Source organism: Saccharothrix sabaoui, from assembly GCF_051756985.1.
Classification (GTDB): domain Bacteria; phylum Actinomycetota; class Actinomycetes; order Mycobacteriales; family Pseudonocardiaceae; genus Actinosynnema.
The window spans coordinates 1-10,055 of the sequence record NZ_JBPKJK010000238.1 but is presented as its reverse complement, the minus strand read 5'-3'; the positions used below and the strand labels follow the sequence as shown (position 1 = coordinate 10,055).

General features: G+C 75.5%; 10 protein-coding genes. 2 read left to right on the top strand and 8 right to left on the bottom strand.

Translation table 11 applies throughout. The features are described from left to right. Nucleotides 1-22: 22 nt before the first annotated feature. Nucleotides 23-1,336, bottom strand: a complete 1,314-nt coding sequence (locus ACR807_RS39150; protein ID WP_438926587.1) for a cytochrome P450 — start codon at nt 1,334-1,336, stop codon at nt 23-25. Between the two features lie 279 nt (nt 1,337-1,615). Here ACR807_RS39150 and ACR807_RS39145 point away from each other — a divergent pair, with 279 nt between their 5' ends. After that, nucleotides 1,616-1,981 carry a hypothetical protein gene (locus ACR807_RS39145; protein ID WP_438926586.1) on the top strand — a complete coding sequence of 122 codons (366 nt, stop codon included), beginning with the start codon at nt 1,616-1,618 and terminating at the stop codon, nt 1,979-1,981. A gap of 74 nt (nt 1,982-2,055) precedes the next feature. Here the strand turns inward: ACR807_RS39145 and ACR807_RS39140 are convergent, their stop codons facing one another. Next, complete coding sequence (locus ACR807_RS39140; RefSeq protein WP_438926585.1) at nt 2,056-2,763, bottom strand: ArsR/SmtB family transcription factor; 708 nt, start codon at nt 2,761-2,763, stop codon at nt 2,056-2,058. A 71-nt stretch (nt 2,764-2,834) separates the two neighbouring features. Here ACR807_RS39140 and ACR807_RS39135 point away from each other — a divergent pair, with 71 nt between their 5' ends. Next, nucleotides 2,835-4,079, top strand: a complete 1,245-nt coding sequence (locus ACR807_RS39135) for an MFS transporter (protein WP_438926584.1) — start codon at nt 2,835-2,837, stop codon at nt 4,077-4,079. Here ACR807_RS39135 and ACR807_RS39130 read toward each other — a convergent pair. From ACR807_RS39130 to ACR807_RS39105, 6 genes are all read right to left on the bottom strand, one after another. Then, nucleotides 4,021-4,410 carry an STAS domain-containing protein gene (locus ACR807_RS39130; protein WP_438926583.1) on the bottom strand — a complete coding sequence of 130 codons (390 nt, stop codon included), beginning with the start codon at nt 4,408-4,410 and terminating at the stop codon, nt 4,021-4,023. The two genes, ACR807_RS39135 and ACR807_RS39130, sit on opposite strands and share 59 nt — an antisense overlap. Nucleotides 4,411-4,459: 49 nt before the next feature. Beyond that, nucleotides 4,460-5,677, bottom strand: a complete 1,218-nt coding sequence (locus tag ACR807_RS39125; RefSeq protein ID WP_438926582.1) for a DUF4032 domain-containing protein — start codon at nt 5,675-5,677, stop codon at nt 4,460-4,462. Between the two features lie 63 nt (nt 5,678-5,740). Beyond that, nucleotides 5,741-6,838 carry a calcium:cation antiporter gene (locus ACR807_RS39120; RefSeq protein ID WP_438926581.1) on the bottom strand — a complete coding sequence of 366 codons (1,098 nt, stop codon included), beginning with the start codon at nt 6,836-6,838 and terminating at the stop codon, nt 5,741-5,743. Nucleotides 6,839-6,958: 120 nt separating this feature from the next. After that, a complete protein-coding gene (locus ACR807_RS39115; protein ID WP_438926580.1) occupies nt 6,959-8,104 on the bottom strand; it encodes a hypothetical protein in 1,146 nt (381 codons plus the stop codon). 13 nt (nt 8,105-8,117) lie between these two features. Further along, a complete protein-coding gene (locus ACR807_RS39110; protein ID WP_438926588.1) occupies nt 8,118-8,711 on the bottom strand; it encodes an RNA polymerase sigma factor in 594 nt (197 codons plus the stop codon). A 105-nt stretch (nt 8,712-8,816) separates the two neighbouring features. Further along, on the bottom strand, nt 8,817-9,785 hold the full coding sequence (locus ACR807_RS39105; protein ID WP_438926579.1) for a sigma-70 family RNA polymerase sigma factor: 969 nt from the start codon (nt 9,783-9,785) through the stop codon (nt 8,817-8,819). Nucleotides 9,786-10,055: the final 270 nt, after the last annotated feature.

Here is a 10,055-nt window from a genome sequence, read left to right as displayed (position 1 = left end):
TGCGGCCCGGCGGGTGCGGGTGTCAGCCGGCGAGGCGCGCGGGCAGGTGTTCGTAGCCGCGCAGGATGCGGGTGTCGCGGCGCGACGCGCCCGGCAGCAGGCGGAGCCGGGGGAAGCGTTCGGCCAGCACCCGCAGGCCCACCTCGCCCTCCATCCGGGCCAGCGCCGCGCCCAGGCAGTAGTGCCGCCCCGCCGAGAACGAGACGTGCTCGCGGGCGTTGGCCCGGCGCACGTCGAACCGGCCGGGGTCCTCGAACACCCGCGGGTCGCGGTTGGCCGCGGCGAGGATCGTGGTGACCAGCGCGCCCGCCGGCACCTCGACGCCCGCCACGGCGGTGGCGCGCACGCTCGTCCGGCCGGTCAGCAGCACGGGCGGGTCGACGCGGAGCACCTCGTCCACCGCGTTCGGCCACGCCGAGGGGTCCTGCGCGAGCACCTCGCGCTGGTCGGGGTGGTCGTGCAGCAGGGCGATGCCGTTGCCGAGCAGGTTCACCGCGGTCTCGAACCCGGCCGCGAGCACCAGCCCGGCGGTGGCGCGCAGTTCGAGGTCGTCCAGGCCGACGCCGTCCTCGCGGGCGGCGACGAGTTCGCTCAGCAGGTCGTCGCCGGGGTCGGTCCGCAGCCGGCGCAGGTGGTCGGCGAGCCAGGCGTCGAACTCGGCGAGCGCCGCCTCGACGGCGCGGAACCGCCGCCACGGCAACCCCATGTCGAGGCTCGGGGCCGCGGCGGCGCCCAGCTCCAGCACCCGCCGCCGCTCCCCCGGCGGCACGCCGAGGACCTCCGCGATCACCGTGACGGGCAGCAGGGCGCAGTACGCGTCGACCAGGTCCACGGGCCCGGCGGGGTCGATCGCGTCGAGCAGCCCGTGGGCGGTGCGCTCGGTGAACGCGCGCAGCCGCTCCACCGCCCGCACGGTGAACACCCGGGTCACCAGCTTGCGGTAGCGGGTGTGCGCGGGCGGTTCGCTCACCAGCAGCGAGGGCGGCGCCATCGGGTGCAGCACGGTGGAGGCGGACCAGTGGGACAGCCGCGCCCACGCCCCGTCGCCCGAGGGGCCGACGCCGCTGCGGAAGTCACCGCCGGTCAGCACCTCCTTGACCGCGGCGTGGCTCGCGGTGAGGTGGGAGAAGCGGCCCCGGACGAGGGGTCCCCGCGCGCGGATGTCGTCGAACAGCCCGCTCAGCTCCGCCGCGGACGACGTGCCCGACTCCACGAACAGGCGGGCCTGGGGGTCACCGCGCCGGGCGGCGGCACGCAGGGCGGCGCGCGGCACGCCGTGCCCCAGTCCCCACCGCACGACCGGTTTGACCAGCTCGGCCCCTGACGGGAGCTTCACGACCGCCACCCCGCACCCCCACTTCTGGCACTGGCTAGTACCCGAAACCCTAGCCCGACGCCGGGGGCCCGCCCAGTACCGGGAACCCCCGCGTTCCGTCAAATGCGACACGGTCACCCGTCAGCGTGCACTTTCTCTTACGCACCGCGATAACCGCAGCTCAAAGCACTGCTCGGGGTGGGTGACAGCGTCACTCGATGGTCCATCCGGCCGGTGGACGCGGCCCGGCGGGGTGACGATCGGACCGCATGGCGACATGCGACAACGAGGAGGTTCTCCATGCGCAACACGATCCGGCTCATCGCCGCGTTCACCCTGTCCGTGCCGTTCCTGCTGGGCGCCGCCGGGCTCGCGTCGGCGCACGCCGACGAAGCGTCGTACGAGCACCACGTGTCGGTGGCGACAGCCGAGGGCGCCGGGTTCCACGGCGTCTGGTCGGGCACCGACGGCGAGGGCGCGTACTACTACGAGGCCGAGGCGTGGGCCGACGAGAACGGCGCGTACAGCAGCGAGACGGGCGCGGTGGCCGGCGGCTGGCACGACGACGGGCCCGGGTGGGGCGGCGACGCGCACTTCTGGAACGAGGTGTCCTACGCGGGCGAGGAAGGCGCCTACCACGAGAGCACCCACAGCAGCGCGGGATGACCTCCGCGCGATGACGCAGTGACCTTGCCGGGTGGTCCGCCGCGCCCGCGGGACGCGGCGGACCACCTCGCGGTTCAGGGGGACGGCGTCCGGAAGCCGGGCAGCAGGGCGGCGAGCCGGTCGTGGTCCGGGACGACGAGGACGCGGCTGCCGTCGGTGCGCGCGACGAGGCCGCGGGCGACCAGGGCGTCCAGCACGGCCGCCCCCAGCGCGCCGCCCAGGTGGGGCAGGCGGTGGGTGCGGTCGAGGCACGCGGTGGCGAGCTTGCGGCGGCCCGGGTCGAGCGCGGCCGGGTCGACGCCCAGCTCGGCGAACGCGGCGGGGTCCGGGCCGGACGACAGCTCGTCGCCGAGGCCGTCCGGCGCGGTCAGCGCGCCGCGCTCGACGAGGGTGGCGAGCACCGTCACGCCCAGCCGGCCCGCGGCGTGGTCGTAGCAGGTGTGGGCGAGGTCGGCGGGTGACGGGGCGCGGCCGGGCGCCGGGACCGCGTGGGCGTAGCGGGCCAGGGCGGCGAGCACGTCGCCCAGGCCGGGGGCGGCCCGGTACACGGCGTGCCGGCCGGTGTGCTCGACGGAGACCAGGTCGCGGGCGCGCAGCCGGGCCAGGTGGTTGCCCAGGCGGGAGGCGCTGACGCCGATCGCGTCGGCGAGCTGGCTCGACGTGTGCGGCCCCTCGGCGGCGAGCAGCTGCAACGCGGTGAGGCGCACCGGGTCCGCGAGTTCGGCGGCCAGCCCGGTGACCGCCGCGACCACCCCGTTCCCCGGGTCCACCCACCCCGTCACACCCGGCACGTTACCACCCTTCAGGTGGACATGAATGGTGACCACGACCTACATTCACCATTCAGGCTTCGATGAAGGGTGGGTTTGTGGACGTCGAGCTGTGGCTGCGCCGCCTGATGTGGGGCCGCGGCGTGTCGGCCGCGGGTGACGGCCTGTGGTTCACCACGTGGGCGCTGTACTTCACGCGCGTCCAGGGCCTGTCCCCCGTGCTGGTGGGCGTGGCGATGGCCGCGGCGGGCGCGGTCGGGCTGGCCGCGGCGGTGCCGCTGGGCGCGCTGGCCGACCGGTTCGACGCGCGGCACGTGCTGGCGGCCACCACCACCGTGCGCGGCCTCGCCGCGGCCGGCTACCCGTTCGCCGCGGACACCTGGGCGTTCGTGCTGGTCACCGTCGTGTTCGTGGCCCCGGTGAACGGCGGCAACGCGGCCCGCACCGCGCTCGTGGCCGGCCTGGTGCCCGACGAGGCGCGGCGGGTCGCCGCACTGGCCCGGCAGCGGGTCGCGCAGCACGTCGGGTACGCCGCGGGCGCGGGTGCGGGCGCGCTCGTGCTGACCGCCGACGACCCGGCCGCCTACCGCGCGGCGATCGTGGCGAACGCGCTGACCTTCGCCGTGCTCACGGCCGTGGCCCTGTCCGCCCCGGAACCCGCGCGGCCCGCGCCGCCCGGGGACGGCGCCCGGACGCGCTCACCGCTGCGCGACGGCCCGTACCTGGCGGTGGCCGCCGCGACCGCGGTGCTGTCGCTGTGCTGGGCGATGCTGTCCACCGGCCTGCCGCTGTGGACGTCCCGCTCGCTGCCGCTGTGGCTGAGCGGCGTCGTGGTCGTGGTCAGCTCCGTCGGCATCGCCGCGCTCCAGGTGCCCGCGACCCGCCTGGCGACCACCACGTCCCGGGCGGCGCGCACCGCCGCCGCGTCGGGTGCGCTCCTGGCCGCCGCCTGCGTGCTGCTGGCGACGACCGACCTCGTCCCGAGGACGGCGGGCGTCGTGGTCGTGGTGGTCGCGGGCCTGCTGCACCTGGCCGGCGAGCTGGGCTGCGTCACGGCGGGCTGGCGGCTGTCGCTGTCCCTGATGCGCGAGGAGGCGCGGGGCGCCTACCAGGGCGTCACCGAGGCGGCGACGGCCACGGCGCAGGTGGTCGGCCCGGCGTTCTTCACCCTGGGCCTCGGCGCGCTGGGCGCCGGCGGCTGGCTCCTGGCCGCCGCGGTGTTCCTCACCGCGGGCGCCGCCGTCCCGCCGCTGGCCCGCCGCGCCGCCGCTACGCGGGGTTGCGCGGGGCCTTCGCCAGCGCTTCCTCGACCGAGCCGACCACGGTGAGCACGCGGCTCAGGGCGGTCAGCCAGAGCAGGCGCGCCAGGCGGTGCTCCTCGGGCAGCACGACGACCAGTTCGAGACCTTCGTCACGGGTGCGGTTGTGCGCCTTGATCAGCGAGGACAGGCCGGCCGAGGCGACGAAACCGACCTCCTGGAGGTCCACCACGACCAGCAGGGCGCCGTCGCCCTTGGCCTTGGTCACGCCGTCGTCGAGCGCCTGGTCCAGCGCTTCGACCGTGCTCTGGTCGACGTCGCCGCCGACACCGACGAGGACCGCCTGGTCGTCGGCCAGTGGTTCGACCCGCGTGCGCAGGCCCGCTTCCGGGGTTGTCACGGCTCCACTCAACCACGTCCGCGCGGCGTCGGCGCGCCGGTCGCGGACCTCAGTCGTCCACTTCGGCCGCCACCCCGACGTCCTGGTCGGGCGGCACGGTGGCCAGGTAGGACCGCAGGGCGGCGGTCGTGCCGACGTCGCGGCCGGCGTGCTCGGACAGGTACCAGCGGTGCACCAGCACCTCGTGGAACAGCTCCGCCGGGGACAGCACGCCGAGCAGGTCGGGCGGCACCGCGGCCACCACCGGGTCGTAGACCTGCGCGCGCCACAGGTGCGCGGCGGTGGCGTCGGGCACGGGGTGGCCGTCGCGCTGCTCCAGGTAGGCGCGGAACGAGCGCAGGTCGTTGAGCAGCCGCAGGGCCTGGTTCTCCTGGGCCTCCAGGCCGGTGAGGCGGAACAGCTCGCGGCGGTGCTGGCCGACCTCGGCGACGCGGATGTCCACCCGCAGCCGCGCGCCCCGCTCCGAGGTGGTCAGCTCGACCTCGTCGACGTCGAAGCCCAGGTCGTTGAGGCGGCGCAGGCGCTCGGCGACGCGGTAGCGCTGCTCGTCGAGGCGGAAGAACTCCTCGCGCGTCACCTCCTCCCACAGGGCGGCGTACCGCTCGGGCACGCTGTCGGCCACCTCGACGGGGTCGATGTCGGCGTGCAGCACGCCGCCCGCCTGGAGGTCGAGCAGCTCGCCGCCGATGCGCTCGCGGGCCAGGTCCACGTCGTAGGTGCGCTGGCCGGTGGACAGCGCCGGGTGCCGCTCCACGGTCTCGGCGTCCACGAGGTAGGCGGCGAGCTTGCCCGCGTCCAACCGGAACAGGGTGTTCGACAGCGAGCAGTCGCCCCAGAAGATGCCCGCCAGGTGCAGCCGCACCAGCAGTTCCACCAGGGTGCCGACCAGGCGGTCCGCGGAGTGCTCGCCGCGCGGGCTGGAGAACAGGTACCGGTAGGACATGCTGTGCTCGAGGTAGCGCGTGACCAGGATCGCCTGCTGGTCGTCGGGCCGGTCCACGCACAGCCCGAGCACCGTCACGGTGGGCAGGCCCTCGTGCTCGAAGTCGCCCAGCAGGGCGTACTCGTGGCGCGCCAGCGGCTCGGCGATCTCCTTGAGCGCGTAGACCCGCCCCTCGCTGGCCACGAACCGCACGACGTGCCGCGAGATGCCCCGCTGCGGCACGGTCAGCAGCAGCTCCTCGTCCCACTCCTCCAGGGGCTGCGCCCACGGGAGCGACAACAACCCGCCCGCCTCGGTGGCGGGCGGGCGGAACAGGAATCGCATGGGGCCTCCCGCTGTGCGCCGACGCCCGGACGCTACCCGGCGACGTCACCCGAGCGGGTGGACCTAGGGCGTCACCGTGAGGAACAGGAAGGCGCTGAACACCACCAGGTGCACCGCTCCCTGGAGGACGGTGGCCCGCCCGGACACCACGGTGAGCGTGCCGACGGCGGCGGTGAGGGCGAGCAGCACCAGCTCCTTGCCGCCCAGGCCGAGCACGAGGGGACCGCTCATCCAGATCGAGGCGACCGCGATGGCCGGGATGGTCAGCCCGATGCTGGCCATCGCGGAGCCCAGGGCGAGGTTCATGCTGACCTGGAGCCGGTCGCGCAGGGCGGCCCGCACGGCGGCCACCGTCTCCGGCATCAGCACGAGCAGCGCGATCAGCACGCCGACCAGGGACAGCGGCGCGCCGATGGCCTCCACGGCGGACTCCAGCGCCGGTGACGCGGCCTTCGCCAGCCCCACCACGGCGACCAGGCACACCAGCAGCAGGCCGAGCGAGGTCAGCGCGGTCCGCCCGGACGGGGCGGCGGCGTGGTCGTCGCGGGTGGCGGTCTCCTCCCGGGGCAGGAAGTAGTCGCGGTGCCGCACGGTCTGCACGAACACGAACACCCCGTACAGCACCAGCGACATCACGCCCGCGAACGCGAGCTGCGCCCCGGAGAACGTGGGCCCGGCGGAGCTGGTGGTGAACCCCGGCAGCACGAGGCTGAGCGTGACCAGGGCGAGCGTCACGGCGAGCGCGCCGCCGGAGGCGTAGGAGCGGAAGCGCTGCACGCGGTGCCGCAGCGAGCCCGCCAGCAGCGCCAGGCCGACGATGCCGTTGCAGGTGATCATGACGGCGGCGAACACCGTGTCGCGGGCCAGCGTGGCCGCCTTGTCGCCGCCGGAGGACATGAGCGTGACGATCAGCGCGACCTCGATCACGGTGACCGCGACGGCGAGGATGAGCGTGCCGAACGGTTCGCCGACGCGGTGCGCGACCACCTCGGCGTGGTGCACCGCGGCGACCACGCCGCCGCCCAGCCCCGCGCACACGAGGACGAGCAGGACGGCGTCGAGGTCCCGCCCCCAGGACACGACCAGCGCGACGAGCCCGAGGACGGGCAGCGCGACGCTCCACTTCGGCAGGGTGGCGTCCCCCGCGGCCCGCTCGCTCACGACCCCCCTCCCGAGGTCGTGCCGTCCCGTCCGCACACCGTCACCCTCAAGCCGCGCCTCCGTCGTCTCCGCCGGTCAGGTCGCCGTCAACCCTAGGCCAGAGGTGCGGTGGCCGCCCGGTCACGGCGAGTAGGGGACCTCGCCCTCGAAGATCACCTCGCCGTTCCCGTCGAGGACCCTGATGCGCAGTTCGGTGACCTCGGGCACGAGGGTGGTGCCGGGCGGCACTTCGAGCACGAACGTGCCGTCCGCCACCACCGCCCCCACCGGTTCGCCGCCGTCGACCGCCGCGGTCATCGCGGCGGCGTCGGCGGGCACCTGGCCCGCCAGGACGTGCCGCGCCACGGTGATGCGGCCGTCGTACCGGAAGCGGACGGGGAGGCCGACGGGCTCCAGGACCGACACCCGCCGCGACGCCGTGTCCGACGTCTCGGGGCGGCAGACGACCAGGCGGGTGGCGCTGCGGCCGACGACGAGGCCGTCGACGTGCGCGCCTGGCCGGTAGGAGTCCGGGTCGACGACGGGGGTGGACGAGTCGGCCAGGCAGTCGCCCAGCAGGCGCCCCGCCTCGGACGCCCGGTCGGGGTCGGGCCCGTCGGGCCGGTCGCGGAGCACCACCGCCGGGGTGCCGGCGGCGGGCAGCGGCTCGCGGTCGACGGTGATGGACGTCCCGGCCGGGTTGGTGTGGGTCATCGCGACGTAGAGGTGGTCGGCGACCTCGGTCCCGACGTCGTAGGAACCGTGCCTGCCGGTGCCGGAGACCACCGGGGCCGCCGCGTCGGTGGTGCCCGCGACGACGCCCTCCCGGGTGACCAGCAGGCCGTTCAGGTCCGACACGGTGGTCGTGGTGGACGTGGTCTGGCAGAACAGGGGCTCCCCCGCCGCGCGGACCGCCACCACGTCGACCTCGGGGCGGTCCTCGCCCAGCACCGGGGTCCAGCGGGAGCGGTCGGGGTAGTCGTCGGCGAGCCCCCGCGCGCGGAGCGCGGACCAGCAGCGGTCCAGCGCCACGCCGGTCGCCACCGCGCCGAGCGAGCCGCGCGGGCCGTCGGCGGGCGGCGTGGTGGCGGACCGGACGTCGGGCGCGTCGCGCAGCACGACCACCGCGCCCACGACCAGAGCGGTCACGGCGGCGGCCGCGGCGGCGGTCAGCGCGGGCGGTGTCCGGCGGCGGGGGCGGTCGATGCCGTCCTCGAAGTCGGCGCGCAACCGGGCCCGCAGGTCGGGCGGCAGCGGGCGGTGCTCGGGCAGGCCGGGGATGGTCACGGCTGGTCCTCCGTCACGGCTGGTCCTCCGTCGCGCCCGGGCCGGGTGGTGGGGCGAGGTCGCGCAGCCGGGCGCGGGCGCGGGACAGGTTGGCGCGCACGGTGACCTCGGCCAGCCCGAGCTGCGCGGCGGCGTCGGCGACCGGCAGGCCGCCGAGCAGGCACAGCTCCGCCGCCCGCCGCTGGGCGCGGGGCAGGCGGCGGACGGCCTCGACGACCCGCCGCAACCGGTCCCGCTCGTCGAGCCGGTGCACGACGGCGTCGGCGTGGTCGGGCTCGGCGACCGGCCCGGCGACCCGCCGCAGCAGCCGCGTGCGGCGGGCGGAACCCCGGTGCGCGGTGCGCGCGACGTTGCCCGCCATGGTGAAGAGGAGGGGCAGCGCGCTGTCGCGGACCAGTTCGACGTCGGCGCGGGTGCGCCAGGCGGTGAGGAACGTGGCCGACGTGACGTCCTGGGCCTGCTCCCACGACCCGGTCAACCGGTACGAGTGGTTCCACACGGCTTCGACGTGCCGCTCGAACAGCACGCCGAAGGACTCCCGGTCACCCCGCCGCCACAGCTCGGCGTCGGCGGGGCCCGGCGGCGGGTCAGTCCCGTCCGCCGTCACGACGGCGCCCGGATCGGCATCGGTGCTCACGTGGACGAGGTGCCGGCACCCGCCCGAGTGTTGCAGTCCGGGTGTTGCAGTCCGGGTGTTGCAGTCCGGGTGGGGTCAGCCGGCGAGGGCGAGCACGGCGTTGCTGCGCTCGGGGTCGCGCAGCAGCCGCAGCGACTCCTTCTCCAGCTGGCGGATGCGCTCCTTGGTCAGGCCCAGCTCGCGCGCGACCTCCTGGAGGGTGCACGGGCGGCCGTCGTTCAGGCCGTAACGGCGGCTGATGATGCGCGCCTGCCGCTCGGGCAGGGTGTTCACCAGGGTGCGCAGCTCGGCGGTCAGCTCGGCCTGCTCGACGACGTCGTGCGCCTGCACGCCGTCGGTGTCCTCGATGAGGTCGGCCACGGACGTGGTGCCGTCCTGGCCCACCGGGGTCTCCAGGCTGATCGCGTCGCGGCTCGCGCGGCGCAGGTCCACCAGGCGCGCCACGGCCATGCCGGTGGCCTCGGCGACCTCCTCGACGGTCGGGTCGCGGTCCAGCTCGCCGCGCAGCCGCCGTTCGACCTTGGCCGCCTTGTTCAGCTCCTCGACCACGTGGACGGGCAGCCGCACCGTGCGGGTCTGCTCGGCCAAGCCGCGCTCGATGGCCTGCCTGATCCACCACACGGCGTAGGTGGAGAATTTGAAGCCCTTGGTGTAGTCGAACTTCTCGACCGCGCGGATCAGGCCGATGTTGCCCTCCTGCACGACGTCGAGGAAGGGCAGGCCGCGCCGGGAGTGCTTCTTGGCGACCGCGACGACCAGGCGCAGGTTGGCCCGCACCATGTGGTCCTTGGCGCGCCCGCCCTCGTGCACGACGGTGCGCAGCACGCGGCGGCGCTCGGCGTCGAACGGGGCGGTCTCGCCCGCGTCGGCGGCGCGCAGCAGCTCGGCGGCGTACACGCCCGCCTCGATGCGCCGGGCCAGCCGGACCTCCTCCTCCGCGGTGAGCAGGGCGGTCGAGCCGACCTCGCGCAGGTAGTGGCCCACCAGGTCCTCGTCCTGGGTCCACTGACGGCGGGACGGGGCGGTCTGGGTGGTCGACGGCACAGCGGTCTCCTTCACCTGGGGTCGCGCGACGAGGGCGTGGACGGGCGACCTGCGACTGTCGAGGAGGTTCGCCCTGTGCCCCGGATCGGGGCTGCACCCTGTCCAACGAAACCCAACCGGTCCGTATTCCGCCCCGGGGGTGGGGGCGATCACGTGTGGTGACCGCCCCCACCGGGTCAGGCCCGTTCGAGCCGTTCCAGGCGCTCGACCAGCGGACGCAGCTCGCGCTGGACCACGGCCGCGACGAGGGCGGCCGGGTCCTGGCCCGCG